Raw genomic sequence first — 19,376 nt, 5'->3', positions numbered from 1 at the left:
GCATACAGCCTCATCTATACTACTCTACTTCAGAAGGATTTTCAACATCACTGCCGTCTTCCTGGCCGGGGCGCCTTCTCGATATCGTCGCTGCATGATCCAGAAGTGCTTCCGCTGCTTTTAACTGGCCGGACTTGATCGGTGCCTGCATTTTTTCGAAGTAGCCCATGAACGACTCCCGCTCTCTCCGGTCCACATACCGCACCTGCCTGCCGGAACGCGGCACGTCCAAAAAAGCATCAAGCGTCATCACCGCTGTTTTTACTGGATAGGTAATATCCTTTTCTTCCAGAATCGTCGTTACAACAGACGCCGTCCGCTTCAGTGAAAGCAGCGGACTCAGCATATTTTTCCGGCTTTCTCCCTCTCTCTTTTCCCAGTGCCGCTGATCGATCCGGCTGTAGATCGTATCTTCTGATCCTGACAGAGTATGAATAATCCATATCTCGTTCGGTGTGAGCAGGATGACGTCGCAGTCCACCGGCGCTTTCCGGGCATAAAGCGTCGGCTCGTAGAAAAGAAAGCAGGTGTCCGGCAGTGCCGAAACGAACAGCCGGAGAAGCGGGTCTTTCTGATAATGCTCGTCGACAGCAGAAATTTCTGATACCGTCGAGCTCGCCCAGCTGAGCTGAAAGGAAAACAGCTCATCCTGAAACTGTTTTTTTAATTCCGGAAGTGATTTGTTGCGGAGCTGCCAGTCATCAGGAAGTTCCACTTCCTCCTGCGTTTTTCTGCGGCTGAACAGGCTGCGTGCTTTTTCTTTCCAGCCTTCTCCCGGCTTCCGGTAATGCTGGGCCAGCTCTCCATCCCCGCGGCGCACGGCCTCCCAGTCCTGGTAAAGCCGGTCCCATCTTTCCCGCTTGAGCCGGACGAACCGGCTCGGGTAGCGGTGAATGTCTATTTCATATCGGGAAACATAGTCTGCCAGTTTTACGAGTTGTGCCATCTGTTCCCCTCTTTTCCTTCTGCTTCTTTTAACTCCAGTATATCCAATGTTTCATAAGAAGGTTTCTTTCCCGGATGTACGCGGAGAAGGTCGATTTCTTTCACAACCTGCTCTGATGCCGGTACATACTCCGGCAGAACCAGCTGCTGATTCCCTCCTGCCCATTTCTTTGCAAGTGTGACATGCGGTTTGAACGGCCTTTTTGGAAGGGGAAACCCCAGCTTCGCTGCTTCTTCTGTTATACATTGATAAAGTGCGGGAAGCGGTCCTTCCTCTTTCACATCCAAATAACAGACACCGGGCCTCTCTCTGCTGCCAAACCAACCGTATCCCTCCATCTTCACCTTTCCTCCCGCAGCCTCTGCGTTCTGGAGCGCTTTCCACAGCTGCTTCGTTTTTTCCATGTCCCATCCTCCGAGAAACAAAAGCGTGATGTGAAAATCCGCTGGATGCACGAGCGTTTTAAAATAGGTATCAAGCTCCGCTTCCGCCTGTGCTTTTTCCGCAGTGACGGCGGCGTCTCCCTTTGTACGTACGGCAATGAAGTGGTGTTCCATTATCACCGCCCCCTTTCCTGTGCTATACTATATAAAGCAATTACCCAATAAACCACCCGGAAAAAGCGACTTTCTATTCCGGGACAATAATAGGATGAAGAAAGGATGTCGATCGTGTCAAAAGTAGTGAACAGGATGGATGAACTGATTGGAGACACTCCGCTTGTGAAACTTCAGCGGACGGGGAAACCCGGACATGCGCAGGTGTATCTAAAACTGGAATTTATGAATCCGAGCGGAAGCGTAAAAGACCGTGCCGCTGCGAATATGATTGAACAGGCAGAAGAAGCAGGTCTCCTCCATGCGGATTCTGTTATCGTCGAGCCTACCTCCGGCAACACCGGGATCGGCCTGGCAATGAATGCTGCAGCAAAAGGATACAAAGCCATTCTGACGATGCCGGACACGATGTCCCAGGAGCGGATTAACCTTCTGAAAGCGTACGGCGCCGAAGTTGTACTTACTCCCGGTGATAAAAAAATGCCCGGTGCAATTGAGAAAGCAAGGCAGATAACAGAGGCCGATCCAAATGCGTTCATGCCGATGCAGTTTGAAAATGAAGCCAATCCGGATGCCCACCGACATACGACGGCCGAAGAAATTAAGACGTCGATGAAGCAGATCGGCCGCCCCCTTTCTGCTTTCGTCGCTACTTCCGGCACTGGCGGCACGATCACCGGCACCGGTGAAGAGCTGAAAAAAGCATATCCGGAGGCATCGATCCATGTCGTTGAACCGAAAGGCTCCCCTGTTTTATCCGGTGGAAAGCCTGGTCCGCACAAACTGGTCGGTACGTCCCCTGGATTTGTGCCACCAATATTAAACGAGAGCGTCTATGAAGAGATTTTTCAAATTACGGATGAAGATGCATACGAAACGGCCCGCCACCTGGCTCAAAAAGAAGGTATTCTTGTCGGCCCTTCCTCGGGTGCCGCCTGCTATGCAGCACTTCAGGTGGCAGAGAGGCTCGGCCCGGATGACGTGATTGTTGCGATTGCCTGCGACACCGGAGAACGCTATCTGTCCACGGATCTGTTTGATTTCGAATCCTGATCCTCCGTTAACATTGAACGAAAGCAGAAAGAAAGCATGGAAAGCACGGCTCTGTCTATTATATCGGCAGAATCCTGTGCTGTTTCCATGCTTTTTTGTTATTTTCTCAGTTTACTGCAACGTTCGTCATACCCTTCCGCTGCCAGGCAATATAAAGAAGCAGCACGGCACCGAGAAGCGTCATTACTCCATAAAAGAGATAGACTTCTGTAATAGAAAACCAGTCCAGAAGCAGACCGGCACTTAAACTGAAAAAGAAGGCACCGATTCCATTGCCGACAGCGGCATAAATCGATACGGCTGTCGCTTTCACCGGACCTGGAGCAATATCCGTTACGAACTGAAGTGCCGCAGGAACAAACAGGCCTATACTGAATCCCTGCATGATTGTCGTTATGTAGATCCATACCGGATCCGGACCACCTGCATAAAACAGCCAGCGAAGACCCGAAACCAGTGCAGCTGCTCCAAGAATGAATAAAATCCCCCGGCGGTGGATCCATGCCCCTGCCCACCTCATAAACGGAACTTCACTTCCTGCAGCCAGTAAAAAGGCAAACCCGACGCCCGCGAGACTTCCGCCGACAAATTGAATTAACACGCCGAAGTAGAAGTTGTTCGCCATAATCGGGCCGTAGACGAGAAATGTGACGAGCAGAAAGGCATTGAATGATCGTACGTGAATCAGCTGCTTCAGCCCGCCTTTTAAATCGACCTTTTCGGTACCGGATTCATTCGGCATCCCTGCAGCGTGCCAGGCACTGATCAGCAGTACGACAGCGAACCCGTAAAAAATAACCTGCAGACCGAACGTATCAGACAAGGTTCCCATAAGCCAGACCGATAGCGCAAAACCGACCGCTCCCCACATACGGATACGGCCGTAATCTCCGCCTTTCTTTTTAACATAATTCATCGCCATGCTGTCCGAAAGTGGAATCAGCGCACTCTGAAACAGCGCGATGCCGGCAGCCACTGCGGTATAAACGACATACGCTTCTGCGAACAAATAAGTAAGGCCGACCGCTCCGCATCCGATCGAGGCAATGACGAGCAGAAGGCGCGGCTTTTTCGTCACATCGCTGAGCATCCCCCAAAGCGGCTGAATGATAATCATAACAATCGGACCGATCGATGTAATCACACCAATCTGTGTACCGTTCAGTCCTGCTTCACTCTGCAGATAAACGGTAAGAAGCGGAAATAATCCACCGAATCCAAAATATACAAAGAAAAAATAACCTTTCATACGGTAAAAACGCTGCGCCTCGGTCATGTATACATCCCTGACTTTCTCTCAATAATCTTCTAATTTCCAGTATACGCCTGAAATCACAGGAATTAAAGGCAGATTCCGAACGTTTCCACGGCTCTTTACGTGCGATTTACGAATTTTACGATTATTTCACTTTACGAATGAGAGGCGAAACGTGTAAAATATCAGATAAAGGAGGGGAAATCTGTGAACCTAAGCTCAGCCATGCAGGCACAGACGCAGCAGCTCCAGCATACGCTTTCCATGAACCTCATGAAAAGCACACTGTCGACTCAGGCAGCACAGAGTATGAAAATGCTGGAAGAACTTCACACTGCTGATGCTGGAAATGAGGCGCCGAAAGCTCCCCATCCGGATGCCGGCAGCCGTGTTGATGTCCGTCTCTAAGTCACGATTACACCCTTTCTGCACTTGATGTGCCGGGATTTCTATTGGGTAACAAACATGAAGGAGTGGTTTTTTGAAACCGTCAACTGATCGTATGTTAACTCGTATTAAATCTATGTACCTCTACATCAAACAGAAAGGAACGGTCTCTACAAAGGAACTCAAAGACGAGTTCGGTACGACGGAACGTACAGTTCAGCGCGATCTGAATGTGCTCGAATACAACGGTCTCGTCTCTTCCTCAGAACGCGGCATCTGGTCGGTGACACAGCGCCGCACGAAAGTTTCCTGATTTCCCTGAAACGAAGCGTGAAACACCCCCTGCAGCTTCTTGGGGGCCACTGAAAAAGTCTCTATTAAAGAAACTCTCTACATGGAGAGTTTCTTTTTTATTGCACAATTTGATACACGAAAAGAAACTTTAACCTTTTCAATTAGTGAAATCAGACTGCACTACAGACGGAAGCTTGCCGCGGGCATGGCCTCAGCCTCCTCCAACATCCTTTGGATGTTCTGCGGGGTCTTCACCTCATGCTCTTTCCCCGTCTTTCGTTTCGTCTGATTGAGCCTTGGATAAAAAGCATGAAAGTGATCAAAAGAGTTCCATGAAAAAAAAAGACAACCAGATCCAAAAATTGGAAATTAGTCGTCTTTTTTCTGTGAGTTTACTTTCATTCAATTAAAAGCGTGAGATTTTCAGTGGCCCCGCTTCTTGCAGGGGGTGCTTTTTCGGCAGGTCTGCGCAGAAATCAGCTGCCGCGGGCAGCTGTCACGTTTCGTTTTTCAGTGCTTCAATCTCCTCTTCCAATAGCTCCCGGTATTCTCCTTCGGCAAGGGATTCATCCAGAACAAGTGGACCAATCCGTATCCGCTTCAACCCGGTTACATGATTGCGGCATGCGGCAATCATCCGCTTAACCTGATGATACTTCCCTTCATAAATTTCCATATGGATGACATGCGGATCCTCTGTTTCTGTAATATGAGCCGGCATTGTCTCCGTCCCGTCTTCAAGCAGTACGCCGGCTTCAAGAATATTTTTCATTTCTTCTGTAAAGGGGCGGTGCAGAGAGACGATATACTCTTTGCCGACTTTCCTCCGCGGAGAGGTCAGCTGATGGGCAAGCTTGCCGTCGTTTGTTAAAAAAACGAGACCGGTTGTATTTTTATCGAGCCTGCCCGCCGGGAAAGGTGCAAACTGCTGATCTTCCGGTTCCAGCAGATCAATGACCGTTTTTTCCTTCCCATCTTCTGTTGCGGAAATGACCCCTTTTGGTTTGTTCATCATGGCATACAAGTGGGTCCGGTACACGAGTTCTTCCCCGTACAGCAGTATCTCATCACGTTCCGGATCCACCTGCGTCTTTCCGAGTGTTACTGCCTCCCCCTCTTTTTTTAATACTCCTTTTTTCAAAAGCTCCTTCACTTCTTTCCGTGATCCATAGCCGAGATCGGACATCAATTTATCTGCGCGCATGCGGAGACACCCCTTTCACCTGGTATTTAATGCTGGTTTTTAACGCTTATTCGGAGAAAAATCCTGACCGGCGGCTGCCGGACAGGATGTTATACATCGTTTCATATTTGTATGAACAGTTAATCATCTTCACCAAACATATAATGTTTCGTACGTATATTTACATTCAGCACAAGCCCGACGGCCAGCATATTCGTCACCAGTGCACTTCCCCCATAACTGACAAATGGGAGCGCCAGACCGGTAATCGGCACAACACCGATAGTCATACCAATATTCTGGAAAATTTGAAAGACGAACAGTCCGATGACTCCGGCAACAATATACGTTCCGAATGTATTATTACATGTGAATGCAATAATAACCATGCGGTACAGGAGCAGAAAATAAACGATGATCAGTATCGTTGCTCCCAGGAAACCAAACTCTTCAGCGATTATTGTAAAAATAAAATCGGTATGAATCTCCGGGAGATCCCCACTCTGCGATTTCACACCTTCCATAAAGCCGCTTCCGTAAAGTCTTCCTGCTCCGATCCCCTGCATTGCCTGATACAGCTGGTAACCTTCACCAGCAATATTTTCCTGCGGATCCAGCCAGGCGTAAATCCGGTCGAGCTGGTGGGGTTTAATGATCTGAATAAAGACGTTATACGCATTATTGTGCATCCAGACGAGGAAAGTAACCGCAGAAACAGCGATCGTCGTCAGCAGACCGATCATCCGGAAAGTGACGCCGGCCATCAGAATCATAATAACCATAATGAAAAAGATAACAAGCGCGGTGCCCAAATCGGGCTGAATCAGAATCAGCGCGAACGGTGGAAGACCGACACCGAGTATTTTCGCTACAACAATGACATCCGATGTGAATGTTTTCGGTCTCGGGACTTTCGTGATTGTGTAGAGAAGATGGGCGAGTGTAATAATCATAAAGATCTTTACGAACTCTGAAGGCTGAAACGTAAATACATTCGGAAGGCCGATCCAGCGCTGTGCTCCGTTAACTTCGATTCCTGCAAAATGAACAGCAACAAGAAGTATCATGCTGACTCCATAAATCCATATAGAAAAATTTTTAAATACTTCATAATCAACGACCATCGCTCCAAGCATTATGATCGTTCCTACGGCGAACCAGATAATCTGCCTCTGCACAAAATAAGAGGGATCCGCACTGTACTGCGCGGAGTTCCCTGCACTGTAAATAGCCAGCAGACTGATACACATTAATACGAACAGAAAAAATAACAAACTTAAATCGAGCTGCTGTAATGCACTTTTTCGCTCCTGCATGACGTTCTTGTCACCTACTTATTCCTGCTTCCCTTCGCGGCGTCGACACACCTTCAGGGGAGTTATATTCTTGACTGCCTTTTTCACTCCGGTGGATCCTGTCTTTCTCCGTTCTTCTGGAAATGTTGGCCAGAATACCGAGCGCTGTAAGTGTGATGAGAAGGGAGGATCCCCCATAACTGAGAAATGGAAATGGAATTCCTGTAATTGGAAGCACACCACTTACCGCTCCTCCATTGAATACTACTTGAACAGCGAGCTGACAGGAAATACCAAATGCAAGAAGACTGCCGAAATCATCCTGGCAGCGGGCACCGATAACAATGCCCCGGCAGATGATAAATGCCATTACCCCGAGCGCTGCGAGAATACCGAGCACGCCGAGCTCCTCACTGACGATCGCTAAAATAAAATCCGTATGGGCCTCCGGAAGGTAGAATAATTTCTGCACACTTCTGCCAAATCCTGCCCCGGTCAGTCCGCCGTGCGCGATGGCAATATAGGACTGCACAAGCTGAAACCCTTCTGTCTGCTGCAGCTCAAAGGCATTCATAAAACCGGTAATACGGTTCATCCGGTATTCTTCCGTACTGGCATAAAACCACAGCCCCGCCCCGGCAAGGGAGCCGAGTGCAAATAAATGCCAGTATCTAGCTCCTGTAAAAAAGGCGAGAAGACCTGCAACCATGACAATTGCTGTCGCCGTACCTAAATCAGGCTGAAGCATAATTAACAAAAATACAAGAAAAACAATTACAAGCGGCGGTGCCAGCCCCTGCTTGAAGTCATTAATGTACGAACGTTTTTTTGAATAAATATAGGCAAGGTAAATAATCATACCAAGCTTTACAAATTCCGAAGGCTGAAGGGTGAAGCCTCCGATGGCAATCCACCTCGTTGCTCCATTTACAGTGTGTCCGACGCCGGGAATGACGACCAGAGTCAACAGAAGCAGACATGCTGCCAGAATGTACAAAATAAATTTTTTAAAATGACGGTACGGAAAAAACATCATGAAGAGGAATGCTGTACCGCCGAGGATCAGCCAGACGAGGTGCCGCTTCAAAAAGTGCATCGGGTCATCATACACTTGATAGCCTTCGACAAAGCTGGCGCTGTAGACCATAATCAGGCCGAATACCGACATGAATAAGACAGCGGAAATCAAATACCAGTCTATGTACCATCTTCTTTCAGACAACCCTGCACCCCCTCTGCCACAGTCCATTGATTGATTCATTATATCAGATGGGGAAACACCCTAAAAGTGCCTTTCGCTGGATTCCCGCCTGTTCAATGATTTAACACAATTGCCGGAGCTTGTCTGTTATGTGAAAAAGCTCCCTTTCCACTAAAACTTCATCAGCCGGATGATGGAGACATGGTCTGTCCATCATCACGTTTCAAAATAAACCAGGCAGAAACCGCCTGGTCTTAAAAGAAAAGAGAGGTCTATTGAAGAGGTTCCCGCTTTCTGCCTGCACCTGCAGCCGTACAACACTTTTATTACAAGTAGCATGGCTCCGCGCGGCCGCGCCGCATGGCAGAAGTTCGCTGCCCTGCGCCTTAAACCATAGGCCGGCTCCGCTCATGCTATACAGCCGTGCAAATAGCGCCCGGCTGGAAGACAAGCCCCACGGCAAGCTTCTGCCGAAAAGCGGAGAGACTCTACCAACAGAAGCAAATAGTTAATTTAACAAAGCTTTGAAATACCAAAACCCTTGGCATCCCTGCTCGGAAGAAGTTTCGAATTTTATACTTTCTTGTACTCTCAAAAAAAAGACCCCGGAAATCCGGAGTCTTCTGCATGTTCTTCTTATCCGTGGATGCTCTGTGCTACATGAGCGACGCGCTTTCCTAAGCGGCGGGCCATTGTAAGGTCACGCTCATCCGGCTGATTGCTGCCGTCCGGCCCTGCTACTGTCGATGCAGCGTATGGGGAACCGCCGATGCCGTCTGTCGTCATCTGTTCCGGGTTCTGGCCATAAGGCAGACCGACATAGATCATGCCGAAGTGGAGAAACGGAATAAGCGATGTGATAGCTGTCGTTTCCTGGCCGCCGTGGATCGAACCGGTGGACGTAACGATACCTGTTACTTTCCCTTCCAGTTCTCCGTTCGCCCATAGACCGCCGGCTGTATCCAGGAACTGTTTGATCTGTGCAGGCATCGTGCCGTAACGAGTCGGAATACCCCAGACGATGCCGTCCGCCCACTTCAGATCTTCGTGGGTTGCGACCGGGATGTCCTTCTGCATTTCCTGCGCCTGCACGTAGGCATCCTGACCGGACATAGCCTGTCGAGCTGCTTCAAACTCTTCGATGCGGACAATTTTCACTTCCACGCCGGGAACTTCCGCCGCTCCTTCCGCTGCTGCTTTCATCATGGTATAAATGTGTCCAAACGTGCTGTAATACGGTACAAGTACAGTAGTCATAAAATAATACACTCCTTCTGAATTGGTTGAATAGGACCTGTAGAAGCTTATACCTTGTTTTGTACAACATTAAACCTATATATAATCGTTTATTACTTTCGAAAAGTTATTTACATATAACCTTGATATTAACTACCTTCCCTGTGTTATACTATAGACATAGGAAATGTCGTTCTATTTTATTGGAGCGAAATGAGGTGAAAGGTATGGAATCATTCGAAATGTGTCCGAAGTTTGAGTCTGCGTTTCAGCTTCTCGGCAAGCGCTGGAACGGCTTGATTATCCGCGTACTGCTGAGCGGGCCATCCCGCTTTAAGGACATTTCTGCAAATATACCAAGCATGAGTGACAAAATGCTCGTGGACCGGCTGAAGCAGCTGGAAGAAATGGGCGTCGTAGAGCGCCATGTCTATCCGGAAACACCGGTCCGGATAGAGTATGAACTATCCAAAAAAGGCCGCGCGCTTGAGCCTGCACTGGATGAAATCCAGTCCTGGGCGGAGCAGTGGATGGACCAGCCCGAAACAGCTGATCCAGCGGCTGCGTCCACCGGCACCTGACCGCACAGAAGCTGAGCCGAAAAAACAGCCCGATGCATTCCGCATCCGGGCTGTTTTTTGTTGTGCCTTATTTAAGTATCGAGAAGCGGTGGCCGAGCACTTTGCCGGCGATACCGGTCTTGATCGTGAGCACACCGTATATGAGTATTCCAGCTGCTACCGATAACGATAATACAATAGCTGCGTTCGTGCGTGAATCCATCGGGAAAATCTGCATAAGTGCCCAGGCGAGATAGCCTGTTATAAGGAGCATCACGGCCGTAAAAGCGGTGATCTGCAGGAGGCGCCTGCGGATAACATGGTAATCAAACTGCGCAAAGCGTCCGACAGCCCAGACATTAATACTGACAGACAAAATATAGCCTCCCATCGTTGCGAAAACGCCTCCCTCCGGTCCGAACCAGAGGATAAAGAGACTGTTGGATGCCAGCTTGAACGCCACACCGGCAATAAGCGCCAGCACCGCATATTTCTGCTTGTTAATCCCCTGAAGGAGGGACGCGGTGACAGCAAATACCGCAAATAATACAGCTGTTGGAGCATAAACCCGGAGAATGTCACTGCCTGCCGCGACTTCTTCGAGACCGAATAACGTTCCGTACATCGGCTGGGCAACGACGGCCAGTCCGCCGGCTGCCGGAATCGTGAGAAACAGAATGATCTGGTACGTCTGTGTGATCGTCCGCTGCAGCCGGTCGTGCTCCTGATTCGTATAAGCAGAAGTGACCGTCGGCAGGATCGTCATCGACATTGCTGTCGCTATCGACACTGGAATCAGTATCAGTTTATGGGAAGACTGGCCGAAGGAAGCAAAATATGTTTCAGCCTGCTCCAGCGAAAAACCAGCTGCCTGCATCGCAGGATTGAACGTCCATAAGTCGATTGACTGATACATCGGAATAGCGAGACCGACGAACGAAAGCGGGACGGCATACCGGAATAATTCCTTATACATCGAGGTGAGCGGAATCTGGTGATCCACCGTACTATCCCGCACCTGTTGTTTTAACCCGGGTGCCCTCCGCTTCCAGTAGACAAGCAGAACCGCAAGTCCTCCCACCGCTCCGGCAAAAGCACCGAATGTGGCAAAGCCTACAGCAGTCCCGAGATTCCCTGTTGTCATATTCATGATCCAGTAGGTGACAATCAATATAAATGCAATACGTATAATCTGCTCGATCACCTGCGACACAGCCGTCGGCCCCATCGACTGATGCCCTTGAAAGAACCCACGGATGACTGCCATCACCGGAACGATCAGCAGTGCCACACTGACCATCCGGATTGTAAACACTGCGTCCTCCACCGTGTTGCCGTTAAGACTGTCCGGATCCAGCACACGGTTTGCGATCATTTCTGCTGCGGAAAACAGAATGAAAAAAGCAATCACTCCGGTGACTGACATAATGATCAATCCGGAACGCAGAAGCCGCTGCCCGGTGCGGTAGTCGCCGAGCGCGTTATATTTAGAGACGAACTTGGAAACGGCAAGCGGTACGCCGAGCGTTGCAAGACTTAACAGCACGGTATAAGGCGTATAACCGTACTGGTACAGCGCCAGCCCTTCGTGACCCACAATTGCTGTAAATGGAAAGATATAAATTAAACCGAGCATTTTTGTAATAAATATGCCTGCCGAAAGGATCATTGTCCCCCGGAGCAGCTGCGAATCTGACATTCCTCCATTACTCCCTTTTACGCGGGCAGAACCATCACGTGATATTTTCGTTCGCGCGGTCCATCGAACTCACAGAAATAAATCCCCTGCCATGTTCCAAGAACCAGCTTTCCCTTATCAATAACTACTGTCTGTGATACGCCGACAGTGCTTGTTTTCATATGGGCCGCCGTATTTCCTTCCATATGAAGATCCCGGCGGTCCTCCCATGGATATACCTCGCGGAAACGGCGGAGCATATCTGTTTTCACATCGGGGTCGGCATTTTCGTTTACGGTGATCCCTGCTGTTGTATGGGCACTCATGATCACAGCTGCACCGGACTGTACACCTGCTTCGTCCACTGCCTGCTGGACGTTTGATGTAATATCGATCATCTGGTCATGGGAGGTGGTTGAAACGGACATCGTAATCATGATTTTCCTCCTTGTGCAGCATGGCGGTTGACGGCATCGACCGCCTGCCGGATCATTTTATCCACTTCGTAGGTTTCAAGCACATGAAGTCCTTCCGCCGTCGAACCTCCAGGGGAAGCCACTTCCTCCATCAATGCTTCCGGACTTTTTCCTTCAGAGAGCATCCTGGCTGCTCCCTGCATCATCGTGGAAACAAGCCTGCGTGCCTGTTCGCCGGTTACATCATAGGATACTGCCGCTTCCTCCAGCGCCTGGGCCATATAATAGATAAAAGCCGGAGCGCTGCCGGTAATCGCTGTCATGTGATGAACCTGTTCTGCAGACATTTCCTCCGCTGGTCCAATTGCCTCCAATACCGCTTCTATGTAAGGCTTATGCTCCGGACGGATATGCGCTCCGTACGTATGCGTCGTCATGGACATGCCTACCTGCGCCGCTGTATTCGGCATGACCCAGCAGACCGGTGTGCCTTCCGGCAGACGGCCTTCCATATATGCAGGGTCGATGCCGGCAGCGACCGTAACGACAACCTGGTTCGTTAGAAAAGGGCGCACAGCTTTCAGAAGGGAGTCGTGTGCCTTGGGCGGCGCCGCCAGAATGATCATCTGCTGCTCTTTTACAGCCCGCAGCCAGTCTGTGGTCACTGTAATCCCGTACTTATCCTGGAGAAACTGCAGCCGTTCAAGATCCGAGCGGTTCGCTGCAGTGATCGTGCCGATCTCCTCCGGCTGTTTCTTCACGATACCGGAAATAACGGCTTCTGCCATCCTCCCGGCACCAATAAATAGGACGTTCCATTTTTCCATACCTTTTCACCTCTGCCCTCTACTTTACCACGTTGTGTTTTTTCCGCCTACACTCTCTTTCCCTATTACAAGGAGAAAGGCTGCAGTGTCTTCCTGAATCGTCGAAAAAAAAGTACCCTCCGCACTGTGGGAGGATACTTGCTTTTATTCGACAGCCGGCCATCGTGTGGTGTCCGCTGCACCTGAGAGCAGAATCAGCTCGTCTTCTGGAGACGGCGCTCAAGCTGCTTCAGCTTAAATTCCTGCTTGTGCGCTTTTTCATACTGCTTCAGTTTCCGCTTCATTTTGTTTTTCGTCCAAGTGAAGTCGGCGATTCCTTTTTGATTCAAGTACGTTGCAAAGAAGTCGAGATGACCGCTTTCGTACTTATCTTTTCTATCCACGGCGTCGATATACGCTTCAAACGCTCCGGCAATAGAAGCATTTTCCGGTACAAAATCTCCGTAAACGTCAGAAAGGTAGCGGTAGTTGTTTTCACGCAGCTTCGTCAGGAAGGTCTGCATGAACAATTCTTCGCGTCCTTCCATACGGAATCCGCGGCGCTCGAGAAGCGCAATAAAGATCTTCAGCTCGTTGTGATAGAACGAATACGCTTTGCGCATTTCTTTCGTCATGGACAGGTTCATATTGAACGTGCCTTCTGAACGGGAATATAACATGTTCAGTAGTGCACGATGTACATCCTGCTTAAGAAGGAATGTCGGGTGTACCGTCTTCAGGTACTTGCCGATCTCCTGATTCAAAATGGACTGCTGCGACTGGGAACGCTCCATCTCAATCAGGGACTGCTGACGTTCAAAACTGGCAAACTGCTCGATCCGATCCTGCGTCTGGCGGGATAAAAATGCTCTCTTTTCCTCAAATCTTGATTTTAGTCCTGTAAACATAACTAAATCCTCCTCTCAGGTGTCTGACAATAATGGTCGGCTTTTTAGCTCCACAGAGCAGTGTAGCACATACAAACCGGGAAGAAAATAGCGTTTAGGCAAATAATCGAAACAATTTTGCCGCTCACCTGCTCTCAGGACCTCTCAGTACGACTCATCTCATCACATCCCCGATTATAAGGGAAAATGACGCTTGATACGAACATTCTGCTCATGGGAGAGGACGCATATGTAATAGAAAGTACGAAAACTGTTATTCCCGCTCTCCCGCTTGCCTAAACACTGCCGCAGGCGTACAATCGGGAAAGATACCAACAAATACGGACAGAACGAGCCTATTTGACAAGGAAAGGACGAATACCAATGAACACGTATGATGTCATCGTCATCGGAGGCGGTCCGGCGGGACTGATGGCCGCAGCTGCAGCCGGAGAAAACGGTGCAAAGACAGCGATTCTGGATAAAGGAAGCAAACTGGGACGGAAGCTGGCTATTTCAGGCGGCGGCCGCTGCAATGTTACCAACCGGGTGGACAACGAAGAGCTGATCCGGCACATTCCCGGTAACGGCCGCTTCATGTACAGCCCGTTCTCTATCTTTAACAATGAAAACATTATTGCCTTCTTTGAATCTCTCGGTATTGAATTGAAAGAAGAAGATAACGGGCGGATGTTCCCTGTCACTGACAAAGCCCATGACGTCGTCCGGGCCCTGCTTCACAAGCTGCAGCAGCTCAAGGTCGACATCTATAAAAAAACAGAAGTGACGACGATCGATTTTGACGAAGAAAGCGGCCATCGTATTCACACCACAGATGCAGGGATATTTTCTGCACCGAGTGTCATCATTGCCTCCGGAGGCACTTCTGTCCCCCACACAGGGTCCACCGGTGACGGGTATCCCTGGGCGGAAAAAGCGGGGCATACGATTACCGACCTCTATCCGACGGAAGTGCCGATTACGCTGAAGGATCTTCTTATTAAAGAAAAGACCCTTCAGGGATTATCACTTCGAGGTGTTACGCTCAAGGTCATCGATCCGAAAAAGAACAAGCTGATCAAAGCACACACCGGCGATCTGCTGTTTACGCACTTTGGCTTGTCCGGTCCGATCGGACTCCGCTGCAGCCAGTACGTCGTCAAAGCAAGGAAAAAGCACGGATCCGTTCCGGTTCCGTTAGAAATTGACCTCTTTCCTGACGAAAATCAGGAACAGTTGTTTCAGCGTCTGAAAAAGGAAATCGACGCCGTTCCGAAAAAAGCGGTGAAGAACGCGCTCTCCGGATTTCTGCCTGAACGCCTGCTCCCGGTGAGTCTGGAGCGTGCGGAGATCGATCTCTTCATTACAGGAAATGAACTGTCGATCGAGAAAATCCGTGCACTCGCTGGCGTGCTCAAGCAGTTTACCCTATCTGCAGACGGCACCCTTCCGCTGGAAAAAGCGTTTGTTACAGGCGGCGGCGTCAGCGTAAAAGAAGTGTTTCCAAAGCGGATGGAATCCAAAAAAATGCCGGGGCTGTTTTTCAGCGGCGAAGTCATGGATCTGCACGGCTATACCGGCGGCTACAATATCACCGTGGCGTTTTCCACCGGTTACACCGCCGGCTCTGCCGCAGCAGAACACAGCCTTTCATCCAAAACACTGCAGAACTAAAACATCCGGCACTTCCCTTCTTTTCCTCTTCTTACAGCTGCCCGCGGCATCTTCCGCTGGCAGCTTTATTATATTCCTTCATTCCTCTCCATCATTGACCTGCTGAAACGAATTGCTTTTTTCTATTTCCTAGTGTACTATTTAAGTAGTACACTATAACAATTTAAAGGAGCGACCTTATGACTTCCGCTTTAACCGTGAAAAATGCAGCAAAATCGTTTGGAAATACAGCCGCCGTCCAGAACGTCAGTTTTTCTGTAGAATCGGGATCCGTTACCGGTCTTTTAGGTCCGAATGGAGCCGGAAAAACGACGCTGATCCGGATGATCACCGGCCTTGTCCGTCCGGACAGCGGTTCCATTTTTATTTATGATTCGAAAGTGACCGGCAGCAGCCCGGAAGGCAGAAAAAAGATCGGCGCTGTCGTCGAAAACCCGGAAATGTACAGTTACTTAAGCGGCTGGAAAAACCTGCTTCACTTCAGCCGGCTGCATTCAGGCGTTGATAAAAAACGAATACAGGAAGTGACAGAACTCGTCGGGCTTTCCGGACGGATTCATGAAAAAGCCGGCACATATTCACTCGGAATGCGCCAGCGCCTCGGCCTGGCACAGGCACTGCTGCACCGCCCTTCCCTTCTCATTCTGGATGAACCGACAAACGGTCTTGACCCGGCCGGAATACGGGAAATACGGACGTACCTGCGGAAGCTGGCCCATGAAGAAAATCTGGCTGTGCTCGTTTCCAGTCACCTGCTGTCTGAAATGGAACTGTTATGCGATGAACTTCTCGTGATCCAGCAGGGCTCTTTAACACACACCGGCAGCATGAGTCTTTTTCTCGAGCAGGAAGAAAACAGCATGTACCTGGAAACAGAGCCTTCACCGACCCTCCCTTCTGTCCTTGAGCACTATATGGAAACCGATGTAATAAAAAAAGAAAACGGCTGGGTATTTACCTGCCGAAAAGAGCAGGTTCCCGATCTGCTCCAGCATCTGGTTGATCATGGTGTCCGTGTTACCGAAATCCGTCCTTCCCGGTCGACAACACTTGAAGAGAAGTTTCTTACAGTTACAGAAGGAGGTGGACTGACATGATCAATTTAGTAAAGAACGAATGGATGAAGCTGATTCACCGCCGCTTTACGTGGATTGCTGTCGCTCTGGTTGTCCTTGCTGCTTTTGGAACGTCCTATATTTCCAATGCCGTTACAGAACCAGTGGCACCAGAAGAGGCACTATCAGCTCTGGAGCAGCAGGCAGAATCGAATGAAATGCCTCCTGAAAACAGGGAACGTGCGGAAGAACTCAGCTTCTATCATGAAAATACCGGTACGTATCCGCTTCTGGAGTCAACGCATGCGTTCACTTACGTACTGGAGGGCGCCGGCTCCCTCGCTTTCATTACAATGTTTACAGTCATTGCAGGCGCCGCAGTGACAGCATCCGAGCATACGACTGGAACGATAAAGCTTCTGGCAGCCTCTCCTGTTGCACGATGGAAGATTTTATTGTCAAAGCTTTCAGCCATCGCTGCCTATGGGCTTCTGCTGACAATCGTGTTTGCCCTCTCCCAGCTTGGTGCCGGCATTCTTTTCCACGGTTTCTCCATACCGTCGCCGGAAGTAATACAGTGGGTCGATGGAATGATCCGCGCTGTCTCACTCCCCGTCTACCTTGGGATCACGTACGGCCTTGCCTATGTGGAAATGATGATTTTTACCGTTATTGCTTTTACACTCGGAACACTGTTTAAAAGTCAGGCGCCGGCTGTTGCTTTTTCTCTTGTCCTTTTGTTTATGGGTCCGCAGCTCGTTTTCCTGGCATCTGCGTACGACTGGGCATTTTATGTATTATTTGCCCACACGAGTCTATTGACGCTGTTTCAGGGCCAGCCGATGATCGACGGCACAAGCTGGTGGCAGTCGGCAGGAATTCTGTTTCTATACGTCAGCATACTGCTTGGAACGACATTTGCCGTTTTTCATAAACGGGATATCACCGATTAAGAGAATCACCCGTTTCCCGTCGACACCTGCCGGAAGAAAGGAGGTCCTGCTATGACGCTGGCCTTTGACCACCAACGTCCCATTTATATTCAATTAATGGAATATCTTTATTATCAGATCTGCCAGGGGGAACGTCCCCCGGAAAGCCGTCTGCCTTCCGTACGCGACTTCGCCCTTGAAACCGGCGTTAACCCGAACACAGCCTCCCGCGCATACATGGAACTTGAACGGGAAGGCATCGTCGAGTCCAGAAGAGGCCAGGGAACGTTTGTCACCGGAAGCCGTGAAACGATCGCTTCGCTGAAACGGCGCCTTGCTGAAGAGCAGACCGCTGGCTACATCCAGCAGATGAAGCAGCTCGGGCTGGAACACGATGACTGCCGGCAGCTGATCGAAAACCTGCGAAAGGAGCTTTGTGATGAAAATTGAATGCAGCAGTGTCACGAAAAAATACGGCAGGCTCGCAGGAGTGAAAGAACTGGACCTGCATCTTGACCGCACCGGCATCTGCGGTGTCATCGGTGAAAACGGGAGCGGAAAATCCACACTTTTAAAACTCCTGACCGGACTTCTCCGGCCGACAGAAGGTACAGTAACGATCGACAACGCAGCCGCGGCCAGAAACGGCGCGGTGGATACCGCGTACTTGTCAGAGGAAGATGCCCTTTACCGCTATTTTTCCGTCGAGGAGACGATCGATTTCATGTCCCGGATCATTCCAGACTTCAATAAGGAAACGGCACTCGGGATGGCACGTGAAATGAACCTGCCTTTTCAGCAGAAGGTTAAAACGTTGTCACGTGGAAACCGTGCCCGGCTGAAAATCGCTGCCGCCGCTTCGAGAAGTGCGCCGCTGATCTGTATGGATGAGCCACTTTCCGGACTGGATCCTGTCGTACGGGAGGACATTCTGCAGATGATTATCCGCTATATTGACATGGATAAACAGCTCGTCCTTCTATCCACGCATGAAGTCCGCGAAGTCGAGCCGTACCTCGATCATGTCCTTTTTCTCCATGACGGAAAAATTGTCGTTGAAGGAGATACGGAAACGCTGAAAATGGAACGGCAGCAGTCGCTGACGGACATACTGAGGACGGTGATGAACGGATGTGGATGACTCTTTTCCGAAAAGAATGGCGGGAGACACGAACGGTCTTTTTTATCCTGCAGGGCGTTTTTACGTTCCTCTATTTGTTAATCTGGTTTTCTCTCACACAAAATTCAGGATGGGCGTTTTTACTCATGTTCGTCGTTGCCGCTGCGCACGTCCTTTACCTGTTTATCGCCTGGCTGTGGAGCCTTCAGGGGGAGTGGCGGAGCCGGACGCACTGGACATGGCTGAATTTGCCGGTTCCCGGATGGAAGCTTATTACGAGCAAACTTGCTGCGGTGTTCAGCCAGTATCTTCTATCCCTTGCCTATGCCATGGCAGCCGGCTGGTTCAGTCTGAGACTCTTTCTAGAACAGTTTCCGGCGGTTCTGCCTGTCGATGAGCTGGATCGGAGCCTTCTCTCCTTCTATGAGAGTGCCTCCCCATGGATTTATCTTTTGATGACACACCTTTCACTGCAGTTCGGTTTCGCGGTTGTGCTGCTGTACCTTCTGTTCAAAGCTTTCCGCTTTCTTGGTGCAGCGGCGGGTGTACTGCTGATTATCGGCTGGAACTACCTTACCTCGGCTGCAGAAGGGGTGTTTCAACTGCTCCAGTTCGGCGAAATCGTCAATTTGTCGGAGCTGTTTTACCGCACCTTTTCCCTTCCTCCTGGAAGAATGATGGCGGATGGAACAGAGAACCTTATTTTGTACGCGGGGGATACGCTCTTTTACCTCGTATTTTATGCAGTACTTCTTGCCGTCTTTCATTACCTGATTGACCGAAAAATTGAAGCATGATGAAAACGGCCTTCCCCTTTTAGACGGAAGGCCGTTTTTCATAT

21 protein-coding genes are annotated in these 19,376 nt (G+C 49.7%); 10 read left to right on the top strand and 11 right to left on the bottom strand.

Features of this window, described 5'->3' with window-relative positions; translation table 11 throughout:
* Positions 1-19: 19 nt before the first annotated feature.
* On the bottom strand, positions 20-946 hold the full coding sequence (locus C6I21_RS09455) for a nuclease-related domain-containing protein (protein ID WP_105959224.1): 927 nt from the start codon (positions 944-946) through the stop codon (positions 20-22).
* Positions 931-1,503: an RNA 2',3'-cyclic phosphodiesterase gene (gene thpR / locus C6I21_RS09450; RefSeq protein WP_105959223.1), complete on the bottom strand. Its 573-nt coding sequence runs from the start codon at positions 1,501-1,503 to the stop codon at positions 931-933. Before thpR ends, C6I21_RS09455 begins: the two co-directional genes overlap by 16 nt.
* Before the next feature lie 105 nt (positions 1,504-1,608).
* Here thpR and cysK point away from each other — a divergent pair, with 105 nt between their 5' ends.
* Positions 1,609-2,556 (top strand): cysteine synthase A, encoded by a 948-nt coding sequence (gene cysK / locus C6I21_RS09445; RefSeq protein WP_105959222.1) that lies wholly within the window; start codon positions 1,609-1,611, stop codon positions 2,554-2,556.
* 106 nt (positions 2,557-2,662) lie between these two features.
* Here the strand turns inward: cysK and C6I21_RS09440 are convergent, their stop codons facing one another.
* Positions 2,663-3,832: an MFS transporter gene (locus C6I21_RS09440; RefSeq protein ID WP_105959221.1), complete on the bottom strand. Its 1,170-nt coding sequence runs from the start codon at positions 3,830-3,832 to the stop codon at positions 2,663-2,665.
* 186 nt (positions 3,833-4,018) lie between these two features.
* Between C6I21_RS09440 and C6I21_RS09435 the strand changes: the two genes are divergently transcribed.
* Entirely contained in the window at positions 4,019-4,219 is a 201-nt protein-coding gene (locus tag C6I21_RS09435) for a hypothetical protein (protein ID WP_142393248.1), read from the top strand.
* Between the two features lie 73 nt (positions 4,220-4,292).
* The gene (locus C6I21_RS09430; RefSeq protein ID WP_105959219.1) at positions 4,293-4,511 is read left to right on the top strand and encodes a DeoR family transcriptional regulator; all 219 of its coding nucleotides are present in this window, start codon (positions 4,293-4,295) and stop codon (positions 4,509-4,511) included.
* A gap of 477 nt (positions 4,512-4,988) precedes the next feature.
* On the opposite strand, the gene C6I21_RS09425 is transcribed toward C6I21_RS09430, so the two are convergent.
* The 4 genes from C6I21_RS09425 to wrbA form a co-directional block, all read right to left on the bottom strand.
* Positions 4,989-5,696 carry a pseudouridine synthase gene (locus C6I21_RS09425; RefSeq protein ID WP_105959218.1) on the bottom strand — a complete coding sequence of 236 codons (708 nt, stop codon included), beginning with the start codon at positions 5,694-5,696 and terminating at the stop codon, positions 4,989-4,991.
* Between the two features lie 119 nt (positions 5,697-5,815).
* On the bottom strand, positions 5,816-6,991 hold the full coding sequence (rodA, locus tag C6I21_RS09420; protein WP_105959217.1) for a rod shape-determining protein RodA: 1,176 nt from the start codon (positions 6,989-6,991) through the stop codon (positions 5,816-5,818).
* 10 nt (positions 6,992-7,001) lie between these two features.
* Positions 7,002-8,192: a putative lipid II flippase FtsW gene (gene ftsW, locus C6I21_RS09415; RefSeq protein WP_245411589.1), complete on the bottom strand. Its 1,191-nt coding sequence runs from the start codon at positions 8,190-8,192 to the stop codon at positions 7,002-7,004.
* A gap of 615 nt (positions 8,193-8,807) precedes the next feature.
* The gene (gene wrbA, locus C6I21_RS09410; protein ID WP_105959215.1) at positions 8,808-9,428 is read right to left on the bottom strand and encodes an NAD(P)H:quinone oxidoreductase; all 621 of its coding nucleotides are present in this window, start codon (positions 9,426-9,428) and stop codon (positions 8,808-8,810) included.
* A 206-nt stretch (positions 9,429-9,634) separates the two neighbouring features.
* Between wrbA and C6I21_RS09405 the strand changes: the two genes are divergently transcribed.
* Positions 9,635-9,988: a winged helix-turn-helix transcriptional regulator gene (locus C6I21_RS09405; RefSeq protein ID WP_105959214.1), complete on the top strand. Its 354-nt coding sequence runs from the start codon at positions 9,635-9,637 to the stop codon at positions 9,986-9,988.
* 67 nt (positions 9,989-10,055) lie between these two features.
* Here the strand turns inward: C6I21_RS09405 and C6I21_RS09400 are convergent, their stop codons facing one another.
* The 4 genes from C6I21_RS09400 to C6I21_RS09385 form a co-directional block, all read right to left on the bottom strand.
* Positions 10,056-11,666 (bottom strand): putative polysaccharide biosynthesis protein, encoded by a 1,611-nt coding sequence (locus C6I21_RS09400; RefSeq protein ID WP_105959213.1) that lies wholly within the window; start codon positions 11,664-11,666, stop codon positions 10,056-10,058.
* Positions 11,667-11,683: 17 nt separating this feature from the next.
* Entirely contained in the window at positions 11,684-12,085 is a 402-nt protein-coding gene (locus C6I21_RS09395; RefSeq protein WP_105959212.1) for a secondary thiamine-phosphate synthase enzyme YjbQ, read from the bottom strand.
* Positions 12,079-12,888 (bottom strand): pyrroline-5-carboxylate reductase, encoded by an 810-nt coding sequence (gene proC, locus C6I21_RS09390; protein ID WP_105959211.1) that lies wholly within the window; start codon positions 12,886-12,888, stop codon positions 12,079-12,081. The genes C6I21_RS09395 and proC overlap by 7 nt, the downstream gene beginning before the upstream one ends.
* Before the next feature lie 194 nt (positions 12,889-13,082).
* A complete protein-coding gene (locus C6I21_RS09385) occupies positions 13,083-13,775 on the bottom strand; it encodes a hypothetical protein (protein ID WP_105959210.1) in 693 nt (230 codons plus the stop codon).
* Between the two features lie 339 nt (positions 13,776-14,114).
* Between C6I21_RS09385 and C6I21_RS09380 the strand changes: the two genes are divergently transcribed.
* The 6 genes from C6I21_RS09380 to C6I21_RS09355 all read left to right on the top strand — a co-directional run bounded on the left by C6I21_RS09380 (position 14,115) and on the right by C6I21_RS09355 (position 19,332).
* Positions 14,115-15,428 carry a BaiN/RdsA family NAD(P)/FAD-dependent oxidoreductase gene (locus C6I21_RS09380; RefSeq protein WP_280953448.1) on the top strand — a complete coding sequence of 438 codons (1,314 nt, stop codon included), beginning with the start codon at positions 14,115-14,117 and terminating at the stop codon, positions 15,426-15,428.
* Between the two features lie 179 nt (positions 15,429-15,607).
* On the top strand, positions 15,608-16,525 hold the full coding sequence (locus C6I21_RS09375; RefSeq protein WP_105959208.1) for an ABC transporter ATP-binding protein: 918 nt from the start codon (positions 15,608-15,610) through the stop codon (positions 16,523-16,525).
* Complete coding sequence (locus tag C6I21_RS09370) at positions 16,522-17,436, top strand: ABC transporter permease subunit (RefSeq protein ID WP_105959207.1); 915 nt, start codon at positions 16,522-16,524, stop codon at positions 17,434-17,436. Before C6I21_RS09375 ends, C6I21_RS09370 begins: the two co-directional genes overlap by 4 nt.
* Positions 17,437-17,487: 51 nt before the next feature.
* Positions 17,488-17,865, top strand: a complete 378-nt coding sequence (locus C6I21_RS09365) for a GntR family transcriptional regulator (RefSeq protein ID WP_105959206.1) — start codon at positions 17,488-17,490, stop codon at positions 17,863-17,865.
* Positions 17,855-18,556 (top strand): ATP-binding cassette domain-containing protein, encoded by a 702-nt coding sequence (locus C6I21_RS09360; protein WP_105959205.1) that lies wholly within the window; start codon positions 17,855-17,857, stop codon positions 18,554-18,556. The genes C6I21_RS09365 and C6I21_RS09360 overlap by 11 nt, the downstream gene beginning before the upstream one ends.
* Positions 18,553-19,332: a hypothetical protein gene (locus C6I21_RS09355; RefSeq protein WP_181186200.1), complete on the top strand. Its 780-nt coding sequence runs from the start codon at positions 18,553-18,555 to the stop codon at positions 19,330-19,332. The genes C6I21_RS09360 and C6I21_RS09355 overlap by 4 nt, the downstream gene beginning before the upstream one ends.
* Positions 19,333-19,376: the final 44 nt, after the last annotated feature.

Origin of the sequence: Alkalicoccus urumqiensis, assembly GCF_002993335.1 — a bacterium.
Lineage (GTDB): Bacteria > Bacillota > Bacilli > Bacillales > Salisediminibacteriaceae > Alkalicoccus > Alkalicoccus urumqiensis.
This window is presented reverse-complemented; position numbering and strand designations above follow the sequence as displayed.